The sequence below is a fragment of the Pseudomonas sp. LBUM1673 genome (genome assembly GCF_059695645.1).
This window is the reverse complement of sequence record NZ_CP166780.1, coordinates 15,495-32,385: the sequence shown is the minus strand read 5'-3', so window position 1 is coordinate 32,385 and position 16,891 is coordinate 15,495. Positions and strand designations below refer to the sequence as shown.

The 16,891-nt window shown below is 60.6% G+C and carries 17 protein-coding genes; 9 read left to right on the top strand and 8 right to left on the bottom strand.

The annotated features are described in order from the left end of the window. Positions 1-22: 22 nt before the first annotated feature. The 3 genes from betC to ACA044_RS00130 all read left to right on the top strand — a co-directional run bounded on the left by betC (position 23) and on the right by ACA044_RS00130 (position 4,209). Positions 23-1,537 (top strand): choline-sulfatase, encoded by a 1,515-nt coding sequence (gene betC, locus ACA044_RS00140; RefSeq protein ID WP_497444631.1) that lies wholly within the window; start codon positions 23-25, stop codon positions 1,535-1,537. Between the two features lie 16 nt (positions 1,538-1,553). Continuing rightward, positions 1,554-2,486, top strand: a complete 933-nt coding sequence (gene choX / locus ACA044_RS00135; RefSeq protein ID WP_497444630.1) for a choline ABC transporter substrate-binding protein — start codon at positions 1,554-1,556, stop codon at positions 2,484-2,486. Positions 2,487-2,640: 154 nt separating this feature from the next. Continuing rightward, positions 2,641-4,209, top strand: a complete 1,569-nt coding sequence (locus ACA044_RS00130) for a SulP family inorganic anion transporter (protein WP_497444629.1) — start codon at positions 2,641-2,643, stop codon at positions 4,207-4,209. A gap of 129 nt (positions 4,210-4,338) precedes the next feature. Here the strand turns inward: ACA044_RS00130 and aroE are convergent, their stop codons facing one another. Further along, positions 4,339-5,160: a shikimate dehydrogenase gene (aroE, locus tag ACA044_RS00125; protein WP_497444628.1), complete on the bottom strand. Its 822-nt coding sequence runs from the start codon at positions 5,158-5,160 to the stop codon at positions 4,339-4,341. 13 nt (positions 5,161-5,173) lie between these two features. Beyond that, positions 5,174-6,088 (bottom strand): oxygen-dependent coproporphyrinogen oxidase, encoded by a 915-nt coding sequence (hemF, locus tag ACA044_RS00120; RefSeq protein ID WP_497444627.1) that lies wholly within the window; start codon positions 6,086-6,088, stop codon positions 5,174-5,176. Positions 6,089-6,268: 180 nt separating this feature from the next. On the opposite strand from hemF, the gene ACA044_RS00115 reads away from it, so the two are divergent. Continuing rightward, positions 6,269-7,246, top strand: a complete 978-nt coding sequence (locus ACA044_RS00115; RefSeq protein WP_497444626.1) for an NADPH:quinone reductase — start codon at positions 6,269-6,271, stop codon at positions 7,244-7,246. Between the two features lie 140 nt (positions 7,247-7,386). Here the strand turns inward: ACA044_RS00115 and tsaC are convergent, their stop codons facing one another. The 3 genes from tsaC to ACA044_RS00100 all read right to left on the bottom strand — a co-directional run bounded on the left by tsaC (position 7,387) and on the right by ACA044_RS00100 (position 10,211). After that, on the bottom strand, positions 7,387-7,944 hold the full coding sequence (gene tsaC, locus ACA044_RS00110; RefSeq protein ID WP_223489481.1) for an L-threonylcarbamoyladenylate synthase type 1 TsaC: 558 nt from the start codon (positions 7,942-7,944) through the stop codon (positions 7,387-7,389). 54 nt (positions 7,945-7,998) lie between these two features. Beyond that, positions 7,999-9,105, bottom strand: a complete 1,107-nt coding sequence (gene dprA, locus ACA044_RS00105; RefSeq protein WP_497444625.1) for a DNA-processing protein DprA — start codon at positions 9,103-9,105, stop codon at positions 7,999-8,001. Between the two features lie 80 nt (positions 9,106-9,185). Further along, on the bottom strand, positions 9,186-10,211 hold the full coding sequence (locus tag ACA044_RS00100) for a LysM peptidoglycan-binding domain-containing protein (protein ID WP_497444624.1): 1,026 nt from the start codon (positions 10,209-10,211) through the stop codon (positions 9,186-9,188). Positions 10,212-10,380: 169 nt separating this feature from the next. Between ACA044_RS00100 and def the strand changes: the two genes are divergently transcribed. From def to ACA044_RS00075, 5 genes are all read left to right on the top strand, one after another. Beyond that, positions 10,381-10,887 (top strand): peptide deformylase, encoded by a 507-nt coding sequence (def, locus tag ACA044_RS00095; RefSeq protein WP_008007919.1) that lies wholly within the window; start codon positions 10,381-10,383, stop codon positions 10,885-10,887. Between the two features lie 70 nt (positions 10,888-10,957). Beyond that, positions 10,958-11,917: a methionyl-tRNA formyltransferase gene (gene fmt, locus ACA044_RS00090; protein WP_497444623.1), complete on the top strand. Its 960-nt coding sequence runs from the start codon at positions 10,958-10,960 to the stop codon at positions 11,915-11,917. Beyond that, positions 11,914-13,224 carry a 16S rRNA (cytosine(967)-C(5))-methyltransferase RsmB gene (gene rsmB, locus ACA044_RS00085; protein WP_497444622.1) on the top strand — a complete coding sequence of 437 codons (1,311 nt, stop codon included), beginning with the start codon at positions 11,914-11,916 and terminating at the stop codon, positions 13,222-13,224. The genes fmt and rsmB overlap by 4 nt, the downstream gene beginning before the upstream one ends. 22 nt (positions 13,225-13,246) lie before the next feature. After that, a complete protein-coding gene (gene trkA, locus ACA044_RS00080; protein WP_497444621.1) occupies positions 13,247-14,620 on the top strand; it encodes a Trk system potassium transporter TrkA in 1,374 nt (457 codons plus the stop codon). A 105-nt stretch (positions 14,621-14,725) separates the two neighbouring features. After that, entirely contained in the window at positions 14,726-15,040 is a 315-nt protein-coding gene (locus ACA044_RS00075; RefSeq protein WP_497444620.1) for a tetratricopeptide repeat protein, read from the top strand. Here the strand turns inward: ACA044_RS00075 and ACA044_RS00070 are convergent, their stop codons facing one another. The 3 genes from ACA044_RS00070 to tag all read right to left on the bottom strand — a co-directional run bounded on the left by ACA044_RS00070 (position 15,041) and on the right by tag (position 16,885). Then, complete coding sequence (locus tag ACA044_RS00070) at positions 15,041-15,280, bottom strand: PilZ domain-containing protein (RefSeq protein WP_497444619.1); 240 nt, start codon at positions 15,278-15,280, stop codon at positions 15,041-15,043. A gap of 119 nt (positions 15,281-15,399) precedes the next feature. Then, complete coding sequence (locus ACA044_RS00065) at positions 15,400-16,287, bottom strand: lysophospholipid acyltransferase (RefSeq protein WP_008007909.1); 888 nt, start codon at positions 16,285-16,287, stop codon at positions 15,400-15,402. 40 nt (positions 16,288-16,327) lie between these two features. Then, positions 16,328-16,885, bottom strand: a complete 558-nt coding sequence (gene tag, locus ACA044_RS00060) for a DNA-3-methyladenine glycosylase I (protein ID WP_497444618.1) — start codon at positions 16,883-16,885, stop codon at positions 16,328-16,330. Between the last annotated feature and the right edge of the window lie 6 nt (positions 16,886-16,891).

Genomic DNA, 16,891 nt, shown 5'->3' with positions numbered 1-16,891 from the left:
CACTATGGAATGCCGCGATCACATGAAGCGCAAAAATATTCTTTTCATCATGGCCGATCAAATGGCCGCGCCAATGTTGCCGTTCTACGGCCCTTCGCCCATCAAACTGCCGAATCTCAGCCGCCTCGCCGCCGAAGGCGTGGTGTTCGACGCCGCTTATTGCAATAGCCCTCTTTGCGCGCCGTCGCGTTTCACCCTGGTCAGCGGTCAGTTGCCGAGCAAGATCGGCGCCTACGACAACGCGGCCGACTTCCCCGCCGATGTTCCGACCTATGCCCACTATCTGCGTCGTCTTGGTTACCGCACCGCACTGTCGGGCAAGATGCACTTCTGCGGTCCGGACCAGTTGCACGGCTATGAAGAACGCCTGACCAGCGACATCTACCCGGCCGATTACGGTTGGTCGGTTAACTGGGATGAGCCGGATGTGCGCCCAACCTGGTATCACAACATGTCGTCGGTGCTGCAAGCCGGGCCGTGTGTACGCACCAATCAGCTGGATTTCGACGAAGAGGTGGTGTTCAAGGCCCAGCAATACCTGTTCGACCACATCCGCGAGGATGGCGATCAGCCGTTCTGCCTGACCGTGTCGATGACTCACCCACACGATCCGTACACGATTCCCAAAGCTTTCTGGGATCTGTACGACGACGCCGACATCCCTTTGCCCGAGACACCCGCACAGGATCAACTCGATCCTCATTCCCAGCGTTTGCTCAAGGTCTATGACCTGTGGGACAAGCCGCTGCCTGTGGATAAGATTCGCGACGCGCGCCGTGCCTACTTCGGTGCGTGCAGCTATATCGACAGCAACGTCGGCAAACTTCTGCAAACACTCGAGGAAACCGGGCTGATCGATGACACCATTATCGTATTCTCCGGTGACCACGGCGACATGCTCGGCGAGCGCGGCCTCTGGTACAAAATGCACTGGTACGAAATGGCTGCCCGTGTACCGCTGTTGATCAGTGCACCAGGGCAATTCGGGGCTGGGCGGGTCAGCGCGGCGGTGTCCACCGCCGACCTGCTGCCGACCTTTGTGGAATTGGCCGGCGGCTCACTGGAACCGGGTTTGCCGCTGGACGGCCGCTCGCTGGTTTCGCACCTGCAAGGGCAGGGCGGTCACGATGAAGTTTTCGGTGAGTACATGGCCGAAGGCACCATCAGCCCGTTGATGATGATTCGCCGTGGCGCCTACAAATTCATCTACAGCGAAGACGACCCTTGCCTACTCTTCGACGTATACAACGACCCGCGTGAACAAGAAGAACTCAGCCAATCGCCGCAACATCGACAGCTTTTCGAGGATTTTCTCGCCGAAGCACGGACCAAATGGAATATCCCGGCGATCCACCAACAGGTGCTCGCCAGTCAGCGACGCCGGCGTTTCGTCGCCGACGCCCTGACGATCGGCAAGCTGAAGAGCTGGGATCACCAGCCGCTGGTAGACGCCAGTCAGCAGTACATGCGCAACCACATCGACCTCGACGATCTGGAGCGTAAAGCACGTTATCCACAACCCTGCCAAAACCAATAATGTTAAGGGGAAGTCCATGCAAAAGTTATCCACAGTACTGACGGTCGGGCTTCTGGCTCTGGGCAGTGCCTCGGCTTATGCCGAGCAAAGCTGCGAGACGGTGAAAATGGCCGACCCAGGCTGGAGCGACATCGCCGCAACCAACGCCATCACCGGGTTTCTGCTGGACGGCATGGGCTACAAGGCCAAGGTCGATACGCTCGCGGTGCCGATCACCTTTGGCGGTCTGAAGGATGGCCAGGTGGACGTGTTCCTGGGTAACTGGATGCCGGCGCAGCAGGGCTTCTACGATAAGTTCGTAGCCAACGGCGATGTGACTCAACTGGCGAAAAACCTCGACGGTACCGAGTTCACACTGGCAGTCCCGGATTACGTTTGGGATGCGGGTGTGCATAACTTTAGTGACCTGAACAAGTACGCCGAGCTACACCCAAAAGAAGTCGACAAGAAGATCTATGGCATAGGCTCTGGCGCCCCGGCAAACATTTCGCTGCAAGAGATCATCAAGAAGAATGACTTCGATATGGGTCAGTGGAAGCTGGTTGAATCCAGCGAGCAGGCGATGCTGGCCGAAGTGTCCCGCGCGGTGAAGAAACAGAAGTTCGTGACCTTCCTCGGCTGGACGCCACACCCGATGAACGTGCAGCTGAACATGCATTACCTGAAGGGCGGCGAGAAGTACTTCGGTGACACCGGCAGCGTTTATACACTGACCCGCAAAGGTTATGCACAGGCCTGCCCGAACGTCGGCAAGCTGCTCACCAACCTGAGTTTTACCCAGGAAATGGAGAACAGCATCATGGCCGAGGTGGTGAACAAGAAGATCAGCAATGCCGAGGCGGCCAAGGCGTGGATCAAGGCCAACCCGGCGGTACTGGATGAGTGGCTGGACGGTGTGAAGACCGTGGACGGGAAGGATGCTTTACCGGCCGTGAAAGCCAAGCTCTAAATTCATGTGGGAGCGGGCTTGCTCGCGAAGAGGTCATCAGATCCGGCATTTATGTCGACTGACACACCGCATTCGCGAGCAAGCCCGCTCCCACAGTAGGAACGATCAGCGCCGGTCCTGATACTCTTTCGCAAAACCCTGCCCGAGAGGACCCATGGCCTTCCCCAGCCGCCATTCACTCTTTCCCTTCCTGACCTGGTTGCCCCGGCAAACCCGCGCCAGCGTCGGTCGTGACCTGATCGTCGGCCTGAGCGGCGCGATTCTCGCGTTGCCACAATCCATTGCTTACGCCTTGATCGCCGGTCTTCCACCGGAATATGGCCTTTACGCCGCCATCATCCCGGTGCTGATCGCCTGCCTCTGGGGTTCGTCGTGGCATTTGATCTGCGGCCCTACGGCGGCAATTTCCATCGTCCTGTACGCCAGCGTCAGTCCTCTGGCCGTCCCCGCGTCGCAGGACTACGTCACACTGATCCTGCTTCTGACACTTCTCGCGGGCATTTTCCAGTGGCTGCTGGGGTTGCTGCGTTTCGGCGCCTTGGTAAATTTTGTCTCTCACTCGGTGGTGCTGGGCTTCACCCTCGGCGCGGCAGTGGTGATTGCCGTCGGGCAACTGCCGAACCTGCTGGGGCTGGATGTGCCCAATCAGGCCACGGCGCTGAACAGCCTGGTGCTGCTGTTCAGTCACCTCGGTGAGGTCGACAACCCCTCTCTGCTGCTGGGCCTGGCAACGGTCGTGGTGGGCGTCGCGCTGAAACTGCTGGTGCCGCGCTGGCCGACGCTGTTGATCGCTCTGGCCCTGAGCGGGTTGCTGGTGTGGCTGTGGCCAGCGATGTTCGGCCATGTGACGCTGGTCAGTGCCTTTGTCGGGCGGCTGCCGCCCTTCAGCCCGCTGCCGCTGGATCTGGACATGGTGTTGCGACTGTTGCCCAGCGCGGTGGCGGTCGGCATGCTCGGGCTGGTGACCAGCCTATCGATTGCCCGTTCCTTGTCGGCTCGCTCGCAGCAGTTGCTCGACGCCAATCAAGAAGTCCGCGCCCAGGGTTTTTCCAACATGGTCGGTGCGTTTTTTTCCGGCTCGCTGTCAGCCGGTTCCTTCACCCGCTCGGCCCTGAGCTATGACGCCGGAGCCTGCTCACCGTTGGCGGGCGTTTTTTCAGCGGTGTGGGTGGCGCTGTTCGCTATATTCGGGGCGGTATTGATCGCGCACATCCCGATCCCGGCCATGGCCGGGAGCATTTTGTTGATTGCCTGGGGACTGGTGGACCATCGCGGCATTCGCGCCTTGCTGCGGGTCAGCCGTGCCGAGTTTCTGGTCATGGCGCTGACCTGTGTCGCCACGCTGTTGCTGGAGTTGCAAACGGCGATCTATGCCGGGGTACTGGCATCGCTGTTCTTCTACCTCAAACGCACCTCGCAACCACGGGTGCAGCATTGGCGTGAGGGCGATGAAGACATTCTGAGAGTCGGTGGTTCGATCTTTTTCGGCGCCAGCCATTACCTGCAAGTGCGCCTGCAACGGATGCACGGCGCGCGGGTGGTGATCGAGGCACAACAGATAAACTTCATCGACTATTCGGGGGTGGAAATGCTGCATCAGGAGGCGCGACGGTTGCTGCGTCAGGATCGCAGCCTGACCCTGCGGCGGGCACGGCCGCAGGTGGTGGAGGAGTTGAGGAAGCTCGAAGGCGCGGAGAAATGCCCGATCCGGTTTGAGGATTGAATCACTGATCCCTGGAATAAACACCGACCTGTGGCGAGGGGACTTGCCCCCGTTGGGCCGCGCAGCGGTCGTGGCAGTTTTGGGACGGCTTCGCCGTCCAACGGGGGCAAGCCCCCTCGCCACAAAAAACTAGAGCGCGAGCTGGCGTCGGAGCTCGGCCAATACGGGAGCGGTATCCGGACGCACACCGCGCCAGAGATAGAAAGCTTCCGCCGCCTGCTCGGCCAACATTCCCAAGCCATCCATCGCCACCGCCGCGCCGTGCTCGCTGGCCCAGCGGCAGAACGAGGTCGGGTCCTTGCCGTACATCATGTCGTAGCAAACCGTCTTGCCCGGTTCGATCAAACTGCTGGCAATCGGCGGTACATCGCCTGACAGACTGGCGGAGGTTGCGTTGATGATCAGGTCCACCGGCTCCTGCAACCAGTCAAAACCACTGGCCGATACCGGCCCCAGGTCAGCGAACAATTGCGCCAGTAATTCGGCTTTTTCCACCGTGCGGTTGGCGATGATCACTGACGCCGGTTGCTCGGCCAGCAACGGCTCCAGCGCACCACGCACCGCGCCACCCGCACCGAGCAGCAGGATACGTTTGCCCTTGAGGCTGAAACCCGCGTTCACCGTCAGGTCCCGCACCAGCCCGGCGCCGTCGGTGTTATCGCCCAGCAATGTGCCATCGGCGAGTTTGCTCAAGGTGTTGACCGCGCCGGCCCGTTGCGCCCGCTCCGTCAGGCTGTCAGCCAAGCGATAGGCGTCTTCCTTGAACGGCACCGTCACATTCGCCCCGCAACCTTCGAGGAAAAACGCCCGGGCGAAGTCGGAAAAGTCATCGAGCGGCGCCAGTGAGGTGCTGTAGTCCAGTTGCTGGGCTGTCTGCTCGGCAAACAGACGGTGGATCAGCGGCGACTTGCTGTGGCCAATCGGGTTACCGAATACGACGTAACGGTCCATCAGGATTCCTCGTTCAGGCCTTGGCCAACCAATCGCGGTCTTGCAGGAAGTATTCGGTCAGGCGCGCTTCTTCACTGCCCGGCTCGGCCTTCCAGTCGTAGGCCCAGCGCACTTGCGGTGGCAGCGACATCAGAATCGACTCGGTGCGCCCGCCCGATTGCAGGCCGAACAGCGTGCCGCGGTCGTAGACCAGGTTGAATTCGACGTAACGGCCACGGCGAAACTCCTGGAACTCACGCTGCTTGGCAGTGAACGCATCATGCTTGCGGCGCTGCACGATCGGCAGGTACGCGTCGATGAATGCATCGCCGATGGCGCGCATGAAGGCGAAGCTGGTGTCGAAGTCCCACTCGTTCAAGTCATCGAAGAACAGGCCGCCGATGCCACGCGGCTCGTGGCGATGCTTGATGTGGAAGTAACTGTCGCACCAGGCCTTGTAGCGCGGGTAGACGTCCGGGCCAAACGGCGCGCAGGCCTGTTCGGCGACGCGGTGCCAGTGCACGCAGTCTTCTTCATTACCGTAATAAGGGGTCAGGTCAAAGCCGCCACCGAACCACCAGACCGGCTCTTCGCCTTCCTTTTCAGCGATGAAAAAGCGCACGTTGGCGTGGGACGTCGGTACATGGGGGTTGTGCGGGTGAATCACCAAAGACACGCCCAAGGCTTCGAAGCCTCGGCCGGCCAGTTCTGGTCGATGGGCGCTGGCGGACGGTGGGAGACCGCTGCCAAAGACGTGGGAAAAGTTGACGCCACCCTTTTCGATGACTGCGCCGTTTTCGATCACCCGGGTGCGACCGCCACCGCCGGCAGGTCGGGTCCAGGCGTCTTCGACGAAACACGCGCCGCCATCTTCGGCTTCCAGGGCAGCGCAAATGCGATCTTGCAGGTCGAGCAGGTAGGCTTTTACGGCCTCGGTGCGGGTAGTCATGGCATCACCTTGAATCGGGCAAAGCTACGCGGCGCTCCATCGGAGCGGGGGGCCGGCGCAAATGGGCCCGTAGCATAACATCGCTGGCAAGCCTGCCGCAGTTGACGAAGATCAAGCTTAGGAGTCCGATAGAGAGCTTGGCGCTACAACTCTAGAAACTAATACCTAAGGAAAGTGCAGATGGCAAAGCGTATCCAGTTCCGCGCCCATGGCGGCCCCGAAGTGCTCGAATACGTGGACTACCAACCCGCCGAGCCCGGCCCGCTGCAGGTACGCGTGGCCAACAAGGCCATCGGCCTGAATTTCATCGACACCTACTACCGCAGCGGCCTTTATGCGCCGCCAGCCCTGCCGTCGGGCCTGGGCGCAGAGGGCGCGGGCGTGGTCGAAGCAGTCGGTAGCGAAGTCACCCGCTTCAAGATTGGCGATCGTGTGGCTTACGGCAGCGGCCCATTGGGCGCTTATAGCGACGTTCATGTATTGCCGGAAGCCAATCTGGTGCACTTGCCGGACGCCATCAGCTTCGAACAGGCCGCCGGCGTGATGCTCAAAGGTCTGACCGTGCAGTATTTGCTGCGTCAGACGTATGAACTCAAGGGTGGCGAAACCATTCTGTTCCACGCCGCGGCCGGCGGCGTCGGGTCCCTGGCCTGCCAATGGGCCAAGGCCTTGGGCGTGAAATTGATCGGCACAGTCAGCTCGGCGGAGAAAGCCGCCCTTGCGAAAGCCAATGGTGCCTGGGCGACCATCGATTACAGCCATGAAGACGTCGCACAACGCGTGCTGGAATTGACTGACGGTAAAAAAGTCCCGGTGGTGTACGACGGTGTAGGCAAAGATACCTGGCTGACGTCGCTCGACAGCGTTGCGCCTCGGGGGCTGGTGGTGAGTTTCGGGAATGCTTCAGGCGCAGTAGACGGAGTGAATCTGGGGATTCTGGCGGCGAAGGGTTCGCTGTACGTGACCCGGCCGACCCTGGCGACCTATGCCAACAACGCGCAAAACCTGCAACGCATGGCCGATGAGCTGTTCGAGATGATTATCAGCGGCAAGTTGAAGGTGGACATCAGCCAGCACTATCCACTGGCTGAAGCTGCCAAGGCGCAGACCGAATTATCGGCGCGGCGCACGACTGGCTCGACCGTTTTGATGCCTTGATACCGAACTGTGGCGAGGGGGCTTGCCCCCGTTGGACTGCGCAGCAGGCCCAAAACCTGACAGCTCAATCTGTCAGGTGTATCAAGTTGATCTGATGGCGGGTGCTTCGCACCCGAACGGGGGCAAGCCCCCTCGCCACATTAATCCGGGCGCACAACGTGGCCGGTGGCCAGATCGCGAATCACGCTCGGATTCTTCCGTCCGCCCAGATTGCCACCCAGCACCCAATCAACCTGCCCACGGAAATACTGCTCCACGCGAATCCGCGTCCGCGCCGCCGGTCGCCCCTGAGGGTTGGCCGAGGTCGAAACCAATGGCCCGACCAACGCACACAAATCCCGCACCAGTGGGTGATCGCTAACCCGCAACGCCACCGTTTCATGCACACCGGTAATCCACTGAGGCAACAGATTCTGATGCGGCACCAGCCAGGTGTTGGGCCCCGGCCAGGTGCTGGCCATGCGGTCCATCCACAATTCAGGGAAGTCTTCGAAGAGGAAGTCGAACTGGCGAATATTGTCGGCCACCAGAATCAGGCCTTTATCCACAGACCGTCCCTTGATCAGCAGCAGACGATCCACTGCCTCTTCGTCCCACGGGTCGCAACCCAGGCCCCAGACAGCTTCCGTTGGGTAGGCAATCACCGCCCCGGCGCGAATTTCTCGTGCGGCTTGTTGCACACGCCAACTGTTGACCATGAAAAGCTCTCCGGAATAAGGCTCTGCGCAGTTTACCGATCTTCCTTGTAAAACCTAGCTTACCCGCGCAAACCATCGGCCGCTTTCGCAGACCGCCCGGCCGTCCATTTCCAGTTCCGTCAGTGCTGCCAGCACTTTCGACAAGGCCCAGCCGCTAGTGACCGCCAAGGCTTCACTGGTATGGGGCGCCGCGTGGAGCAACATGAGCAGCGGATGAGTCACCGTCGCCTGCGGCGTTTCTGTGGATAACGGCAGCCGTTGCCAGCCGCGCAAGGCTTCGAGGATGTGCTCGATGGTTTCCACCAGCACCGCACCGTCGCGGATCAGCTGATGACACCCCTTTGCACCAGGGTGGTGGATCGACCCTGGAATCGCATACACCTCGCGCCCCTGTTCCGCCGCCAGCCTCGCGGTGATCAATGATCCGCTGGCAACACTGGCCTCGACCACCAGCACGCCCAGGGACAAACCGCTAATGATTCGATTGCGCCGGGGGAAGTTGCCAGGGGAGGGGCCGGCGTCCAGCGGGAACTCCGAAAGCACTGCGCTTCCCGAAGCAATCATGGCGTCCGCCAGCCGCCGATTGCGCTGTGGATAAAAATTTTCCAGCCCCGTGCCAAGCACGCCGACCGTTTGCCCGCCAACGTCCAGCGCCGCCTGATGCGCGGCGGCATCGATGCCCAGGGCCAGACCGCTGGTGATGACAAAACCGGCGCCAGCCAGACTGCGGGAAAACGCGGTGGCGGTGTCCATGCCCGGTCGCGAAGCGCGACGGCTGCCGACCATCGCCAATTGCGGTTTTTCCAGAATGCCCGGATCGCCTGCGGCGAATAACAGCGGCGGAGCATCACTGATTTGCGCCAGCAGCGCGGGGTACTCAGGTTGGTCCCACATCAGTAAATGCTGGCCCGGGCGCTCTAACCAGGCCAATGCGTGACTGGCGCCGTCACGAATTTCGCTGGAGCGCCGGCCCTCCGCACAAGCGAGTGGCAGGCCCAGCGCACGCCAGGCGCTGGCCGGTGCGCTGATGGCTTTGGAGGCAGAGCCGAAGGCCTCAAGCAACTTCTTGAAACGCGCAGGGCCGAGTTCCGGTAAACGGTGCAGGCGTAAACGGGCTTCCAGTTCCGCAGGGGAAACGGACGTACAGGCAGACAGCGACATGGATCATCCTTGATCGTTATAGAGTCCCGTCGAATCGGGAATAAGCTGTGGATAACTCTGTTGGTAACTTGTGGAGCAGGCTAAGGATTTCGCACCTTATCCATCACCGCCAGGGAGCGCGATGCGTTAAGGACAAGCCCGTAGCTGAGCTTGTCGTAGGTGCGGAATACCATCAGCAAACCGGCCCGCTCGTCGGGAATTTTCAATGGCTGGCCGGTGATCCGGTCACGCACGGTTTCACCGGTTTTCATCACCACCAGCACATTGCCTTCGGCCAACCCATCGCGCTGCCCCTTGTTCAACGTGACGACATCCAGCGCGCCGATCTGGGTGACCCCACGCGGCACATCAATGATCAAGCCGTCGATGTCGGTTGTCGGGGCACTGGGCATGAAGGTCGAATTGATCGAGCGCTCTTCACCGCCGAACAGCCGGTCGCCGAGTCGCACTTCCTGAGTGGTGCGTTGCAGGGCGAGGGTGGCGACGTCGCCTTCGGTGGCAATGATCTCGCCGCCACCGATGTCGTCGGCGTTGATCCCCAGAAACTCCTTGCTCTGCGGATCGGTGTAGACCTTGCCCTGACGGAAGATGCCGTACACCGGTTGTGCCGGGTCGAAATGGCCACGGGCGAATATTCGATCACCGGTGCCGCTGAGCACTCGTTCGGCATCGCCGGCGACGATGTAGGGCGCCTTGTCGAAATCCTCTGCCTTGTCGACGATGCGATTGCTCAGCAGAAAGCTGTTGATCGATTTCAACGGGATGCTCGGGATGGCGTCGGCCACCGGTGAGCTGCGAATGCGTGGTGAAAGCTTGATGGTGCCCCGGGAGGCGCCGCGATTCAGGGTCAGGCGCGGCTGACCGTTGACGTAGACCAGCGACAGCGTATCGCCGGGGTAGATGAGATTGGGGTTTTCAATCTGTGGATTGGCCTGCCAAAGCTGCGGCCACTGCCACGGCTCACGCAGGTATTTAGCGGAAATGTCCCAGAGTGTGTCCCCTGCCACCACGGTGTATTGCTGTGGAAAACCTTCCCTGAGTTGCACTTGCCCGTGCGCAAAACCGGCCGAGGCCAGAAGGAGCAAGGCGAGTAGTGATTTCCTCATGCGGTGAATCCCTTTATTATGTACGTTCGCGTGAAACGCCAGAGCCCTCGTGGCTCGCTTCCTGCTCATTATTGAAAAGCAGGAAGCTACGTTCACAACGGTAGCCTGCATCCTCGGACTCGCCAGGCCATCGACCCGACTTTACCTCACACGTGCAGCAATCAAGCTTATGGCCATTTTAGACATCCTCGAATTCCCCGACTCGCGCCTGCGCACTATCGCCAAACCAGTGGCTGTAGTGGACGACGAAGTGCGTCAGTTGGTCGATGACATGTTTGAAACAATGTATGAAGCTCCAGGCATCGGCCTCGCCGCGACCCAGGTCAACGTGCACAAACGTATCGTCGTGATGGACCTCTCCGAAGACCGCAGCGAACCGCGGGTGTTCATCAACCCCGAGTTCGAAGTCCTGACCGACGAGGTGGACCAGTACCAGGAAGGCTGCCTTTCGGTGCCGGGTTTCTACGAAAACGTCGACCGCCCGCAAAAGGTCAAGATCAAGGCCCTGGACCGCGACGGCCAACCCTACGAACTGATCGCCGAAGGCCTGCTCGCCGTGTGCATCCAGCATGAATGCGACCACCTCAACGGCAAATTGTTCGTCGATTACCTGTCCACGCTCAAACGTGACCGAATCAAGAAGAAACTGGAAAAGCTCCATCGCCAGAACGCTTGATGCCCTTCTTTCAAAGGCTTGCTGCGGCAAGCCTTTTTCTTTTCAAGATGCTTTGCAATTGAGAGCTTCCATGACTGAGCCACTGCGCATTGTCTTTGCCGGCACCCCGGAATTCGCCGCCGAACACCTCAAGGCCCTGCTCGACAGCCCTTACGAGATCGTTGCGGTCTACACCCAACCGGACCGTCCGGCAGGCCGTGGGCAGAAGCTGATGCCGAGCCCGGTCAAGCAGTTGGCTCTGGAGCACAACATCCAGGTGTTGCAACCACAGACCCTGCGCAACACCGACGCTCAGGCGGAACTGGCCGCACTGAAGCCGGACTTGATGGTGGTGGTCGCCTACGGCCTGATCCTGCCGCAAGTGGTGCTGGATATTCCGCGCCTGGGGTGCATCAACAGCCACGCCTCCTTGCTGCCACGCTGGCGCGGTGCGGCGCCGATCCAGCGCGCTGTCGAAGCGGGCGACAACGAAAGCGGCGTGACGGTGATGCGTATGGAAGCCGGCCTCGATACCGGACCGATGTTGCTGAAAGTCACCACGCCGATCAGCGCCGAAGACACCGGCGGCAGCCTTCACGATCGCCTCGCAGAGATGGGCCCGCCGGCCGTGGTTCAGGCAATTGCCGGCCTGGCTGCGGGCACTCTGGAAGGCGAAGTGCAGGACGACAGCCTCGCCACTTATGCTCACAAATTGAACAAGGACGAAGCCCGCATCGACTGGAGTCGCCCGGCGGTTGAGCTGGAGCGCCTGGTTCGCGCCTTCAACCCATGGCCGATCTGCCACAGCACACTGAACGGCGAAGCGCTGAAAGTGTTGGCCGCGAGCCTCGCTGAAGGACAGGGCGCACCGGGGGAAGTCCTCAATGCCAGCAAGGACGGCTTGATCGTCGCCTGCGGTGAACAGGCGCTGTGTCTGACCCGTCTGCAATTGCCCGGCGGCAAGGCGCTGAACTTCAGCGACTTGTTCAACAGCCGTCGTGAGAAATTCGCCGTCGGCACCGTCCTTGGTCAAACGGCGGACGCTCAATGAATCCACGTCTGGCCGCCGCCAAGGCATTGGCCGCTGTTCTTAACGGAAAAGCCTCACTCAACAGTTCTCTGCCGACGCAAATGGACAAGGTCGAAGACCGTGATCGCGGCTTCACCCAGGACCTGGCATTCGGCACGGCTCGCTGGCAGCCGCGTTTGTCGGCGCTGGCGGCCAAGTTGCTGCAGAAACCATTCAAGGCAGCTGATGCCGATGTGGAGGCGCTGTTGCTGGTCGGCCTCTACCAACTGCTCTACACCCGGGTTCCGGCCCACGCGGCCATCGGCGAAACCGTCGGTTGCGCCGACAAACTGAAAAAGCCGTGGGCCAAAGCCTTGCTCAACGCCGTACTGCGCCGCGCCCAACGGGAAAGCGAAGCGCTGCTGGCGGAGCTGGAACACGACCCGGTGGTGCGCACTGCCCACCCGCGCTGGCTGCAAAAATCCCTCAAAGCCTTCTGGCCGCAGCAGTGGGAAGCCATTTGCGCGGCGAACAACGCGCACCCGCCGATGATTTTGCGGGTCAACCGTCGCCATCAGACTCGCGACGCCTACCTAGGCTTGCTGAGTGAAGCGGGCATCGCCGCCACGCCGTGCGTTTACAGTCGGGACGGTATCATCCTCGACACGGCCGCCGACGTGCGCAGCCTGCCGGGTTTCGCCGACGGCTGGATCAGCGTGCAGGACGAAGCCGCGCAACTGGCTGCCGACTTGCTGGACCTGGCGCCAGGTCAACGGGTGCTGGACGCCTGCTGCGCACCCGGCGGCAAGACCTGCCATATCCTTGAGGCCGAGCCTAAACTGGCCGGCGTGGTGGCTGTGGATCTGGAAGCCAAGCGTCTGGTGCGAGTGCGGGAAAACCTCGAACGCCTGGGCCTGAGCGCTGAACTGATCGCCGCCGACGGTCGCGACACCGCCACCTGGTGGGACGGCAAGCCGTTCCAGCGCATTCTGCTGGACGCCCCTTGCTCGGCCACCGGCGTGATCCGTCGCCACCCGGACATCAAACTGACTCGCCAACCCGACGACATCGCCGCATTGGCGGTGCTTCAGGGCGAATTGCTCGACGCTATGTGGATAACGTTGGAAGTGGGTGGCATTCTGCTTTATGCCACCTGCTCCACGCTGCCGACCGAGAACACCGAAGTCATCGAGGCGTTCCTCGCTCGCACGCCGGGCGCTCGTGAACTGGACATCGCCAGTCAGGCCGGCATCAAGCAGCCCCATGGCCGCCAATTGCTGGCCCAGGAAGGCGGCCACGACGGGTTCTACTACGCCAAGCTGATCAAGATTGCCGCCGCGCGCGGTTAACCGGTTTTAAAGGAGTGACTGGATGAAAATCATCATCCTCGGCGCAGGGCAGGTCGGCGGTTCGCTGGCAGAACATTTGGCTAGCGAAGCGAATGACATCACCGTGGTCGACACCGATGGCGAACGCCTGCGTGACCTCGGCGATCGACTGGACATCCGCACCGTGCAGGGTCGCGGTTCGCTGCCGACCATACTGCGTCAGGCCGGTGCCGACGATGCCGACATGCTGGTTGCGGTAACCAGCAGTGACGAAACCAACATGGTGGCCTGTCAGGTCGCCCACACACTGTTCCACACGCCGACCAAGATTGCCCGGGTTCGCGAAGCCGCGTACCTGACCCGCGCCGAACTGTTCGATAACGAAGCGATTCCGGTCGACGTGCTGATCAGTCCGGAGCAGGTAGTCACCAACTACATCAAGCGCCTGATCCAGCATCCGGGGGCGTTGCAGGTGATCGATTTCGCCGAAGGCAAGGCGCAGCTGGTGGCGGTCAAGGCGTACTACGGCGGTCCACTGGTGGGCCAGCAACTGCGCCAGTTGCGCGAACACATGCCGAATGTCGAAACCCGGGTCGCGGCGATTTTCCGTCGTGACCGGCCGATCCTGCCCCAGGGCGATACGGTGATCGAGGCCGACGACGAAGTGTTTTTCATCGCCGCCAAAGCGAATATTCGCGCCGTGATGAGTGAAATGCGCCGCCTCGATGAAAGCTACAAACGCATCGTCATCGCCGGTGGCGGGCAGATCGGTGAACGTCTGGCCGAGGCCATCGAAAGCCGTTATCAGGTGAAGATCATCGAGATGAGCCCGGCCCGCTGCCGTCATCTCTCGGACAACCTCGACAGCACTGTTGTTTTGCAGGGTAGCGCCTCGGATCGCGACTTGCTGATGGAAGAAAACATTGCCGACGCCGATCTCTTCCTGGCCCTGACCAACGACGACGAAGCCAACATCATGTCTTCGCTGCTGGCCAAGCGCCTGGGCGCGAAGAAGGTGATGACCATCATCAACAACCCGGCTTACGTCGACCTGATCCAGGGCGGCGATATCGACATCGCCATCAGTCCGCAACTGGCGACCATTGGCACCTTGCTGGCCCACGTACGACGCGGCGATATCGTCAGCGTGCACTCATTGCGCCGGGGCGCGGCGGAAGCCATCGAGGCAATTGCCCATGGTGATGCGAAATCGAGCAAGGTGATCGGCAAGACCATCGAAAACATTGGCCTGCCGCCGGGCACCACCATCGGCGCGATCATCCGCGACGAAGAAGTGATCATCGCCCACGACGACACCGTGATTGAAGCCGGCGACCATGTGATTCTGTTCCTTGTGGATAAAAAGCATATTCGGGATGTGGAAAAACTGTTCCATGTGGGGTTGAGCTTCTTCTGATCCGGTATTTGCAGTGGCTGGACGGGCCTCTTCGCGGGCTTGCACCGCGAAAGCGATCTCAAGAACAAACAGGCATCCCTGAATAACCTAAATAAGGAATCCACCATGATCGAATCCCTGGAAAAAATGCTCGCTAAGGGTGTGGATAACTCGCTGCTGCGCTTCGGTCTGGGCAAGGGTTATCTGGATCTTGGGGAAAACGCCAAAGCCGCAGAGCATTTCCAGCGCTGCGTCGAATTCGATCCGAAGTATTCGGCGGCCTGGAAGCTATTGGGCAAGGCCCATCTGGCGCTGGCAGATTACGCGACGGCGCGTCAGGCCTGGGAACAGGGCCTGGAAGCCGCCCGCGCCCATGGCGACAAGCAGGCGGAGAAGGAAATGACGGTATTTCTGAAAAAGCTCGAGCGTCAGGTTCACTGATCAGAGGTAAAGCAAGCCAACCCCTTCGTCGTCCACCAGCACCACTTCCATGGGTACTCGCGGTGCACCTGTGGGTAAATCCTGCACCTGACCATAAACCACCGCGCCCTTGGGCAACATCGACAAAGCCGGATGCTTGACGTAGACACCTGTGGACGACAGGTTGCGGGTCTGTCCCAGGCATTCCCCGACGCTTTCGTGGCTGATCTTGATGCGAAAGGATTGGCGCTGTTCGGACATCTGCTGCGTCCTTGAATGAACGTGTTGTGGATAACTGAAAAGGAAGAGCAAAAGATCGTCCGAACGCGGCCCGACCTTCGGCAGCGCCTACAGGTTATCCACAGATCATGCCAATCGACTCAATACCAGCGTTCTTCACCGGGTGGACGCTTCTTGAAGCGCTTCATGCTCCACATGTACTGGCTCGGATAAGCCCGCACGTACCGCTCGACCACTTGGCTCATGGCCGCGCAGGACGTTTCGGTATCGGTGCTGTACATGGCCTCGGGCGCCGCTTCGAGGATCACTTTGTACCCTGAACCGTCGGGCAGCCGCAGGGCATGCAGGAACACGCCGACCGCTTTGCCGCCAGCGAGCATGTTCGGGACGAATTTGCTGGTCAGGGCCTGAGTGGCGAAGAACGGCACGAAGATCCCGGCGGATTCGGCCGGTTCCGGGTCAGCCGGAATGCCCACTGCACCACCTTTGCGCACTTCCTTGATCACGCTGAGGATGCCTTCCTTGGTGGAAGCAGCCACCCGGTTACCCAATTGCACCCGCTGCTTGCGCAGTAACTCATCCACTGCCTTGAGCTTGGGCGGACGGTAGAAAATGATCGGTTTGCACTGGTTGCAATAGAAGTGGTTCAACACTTCCCAGTTGCCCAGGTGGCTGGTGATGCCAACCACGCCTTTGCCGGAGGCGAGGGCGTCTTTCAGCACATCAAGACCTTCGACTTCGCGCACCAGATCAATAGAACGCTGAGCCGGCCAGATCCACGCGCAAGCGCTCTCGGTCAGGGACTTGCCGATGTCTTTGAGGCTCTGGCCCACCAGACGCTCACGTTCGGCCGGGTCCATTTGCGGAAAGCATTTGGCGAGGTTGATCCGCACCACGTCGCGGGAACGGTTGGGGGTTTTCCACATGATCCAGCCAATCGCCGAACCCACCGCCTGCACTGCCCGCCAAGGAAGCAGGGCAAACAGACGCAGAGCGCCTACCAGCAAGGCGCCTTTCAACTTATCCACAGGTCACTCCTGATCTTGTGCTGTGCGCGAGGCGGCTATTCTAACCGCCGTTCGCCAAGGTGGCGTAGCGATCGCAATCCCGAGTGTGGTCCATGACCATGCCCGACGCCTGCATCAACGCGTAACAAATGGTCGGGCCGACGAACGTGAAGCCGGCCTTTTTCAGGCCTTTGCTCATCTCGACGGCGATCGGTGTCACGGCCGGCACTTCACTGCGATCCTTGAAATGATTGATCACAGGTGTTCCGCCGACGAACGACCAGAGAAACGCCACCGGATCCTCCAGCGCCAGCCAGGCCTGGGCATTGCGCCGGGCCGCGTTGAGTTTGAGGCGATTGCGGATGATCCCCGGATCGAGCATCAGTTCATCGATTTCCGCGTCGCTCATCTGTGCCACGCGCTGTACGTCGAAGCCAAACAGCACCTCGCGATAACGCTCTCGTTTGCGCAACACGGTGATCCAGGAAAGCCCGGCCTGGAACCCTTCGAGCAAAAGCAACTCGAACAAACCCTGCGCATCGCGTAGCGGCGTGCCCCACTCCTGATCGTGATAAGCCATGTACAGCGGATCTTCGGTACACCAAAAGCAGCGTGGCATAAGGCT

Excerpts from the sequence above, each read along its gene's own strand:
- ACA044_RS00070 (WP_497444619.1), bottom strand. The coding sequence starts at position 15,280 with ATGTCCGAACAGCGCCAATCCTTTCGCATCAAGATCAGCCACGAAAGC.
- betC (WP_497444631.1), top strand. The coding sequence starts at position 23 with ATGAAGCGCAAAAATATTCTTTTCATCATGGCCGATCAAATGGCCGCG.
- rsmB (WP_497444622.1), top strand. The coding sequence starts at position 11,914 with ATGAATCCACGTCTGGCCGCCGCCAAGGCATTGGCCGCTGTTCTTAAC.
- ACA044_RS00115 (WP_497444626.1), top strand. The coding sequence starts at position 6,269 with ATGGCAAAGCGTATCCAGTTCCGCGCCCATGGCGGCCCCGAAGTGCTC.
- ACA044_RS00100 (WP_497444624.1), bottom strand. The coding sequence starts at position 10,211 with ATGAGGAAATCACTACTCGCCTTGCTCCTTCTGGCCTCGGCCGGTTTT.
- tag (WP_497444618.1), bottom strand. The coding sequence starts at position 16,885 with ATGCCACGCTGCTTTTGGTGTACCGAAGATCCGCTGTACATGGCTTAT.
- hemF (WP_497444627.1), bottom strand. The coding sequence starts at position 6,088 with ATGACTACCCGCACCGAGGCCGTAAAAGCCTACCTGCTCGACCTGCAA.
- dprA (WP_497444625.1), bottom strand. The coding sequence starts at position 9,105 with ATGTCGCTGTCTGCCTGTACGTCCGTTTCCCCTGCGGAACTGGAAGCC.
- def (WP_008007919.1), top strand. The coding sequence starts at position 10,381 with ATGGCCATTTTAGACATCCTCGAATTCCCCGACTCGCGCCTGCGCACT.
- fmt (WP_497444623.1), top strand. The coding sequence starts at position 10,958 with ATGACTGAGCCACTGCGCATTGTCTTTGCCGGCACCCCGGAATTCGCC.
- trkA (WP_497444621.1), top strand. The coding sequence starts at position 13,247 with ATGAAAATCATCATCCTCGGCGCAGGGCAGGTCGGCGGTTCGCTGGCA.
- ACA044_RS00075 (WP_497444620.1), top strand. The coding sequence starts at position 14,726 with ATGATCGAATCCCTGGAAAAAATGCTCGCTAAGGGTGTGGATAACTCG.
- tsaC (WP_223489481.1), bottom strand. The coding sequence starts at position 7,944 with ATGGTCAACAGTTGGCGTGTGCAACAAGCCGCACGAGAAATTCGCGCC.
- choX (WP_497444630.1), top strand. The coding sequence starts at position 1,554 with ATGCAAAAGTTATCCACAGTACTGACGGTCGGGCTTCTGGCTCTGGGC.
- ACA044_RS00130 (WP_497444629.1), top strand. The coding sequence starts at position 2,641 with ATGGCCTTCCCCAGCCGCCATTCACTCTTTCCCTTCCTGACCTGGTTG.
- aroE (WP_497444628.1), bottom strand. The coding sequence starts at position 5,160 with ATGGACCGTTACGTCGTATTCGGTAACCCGATTGGCCACAGCAAGTCG.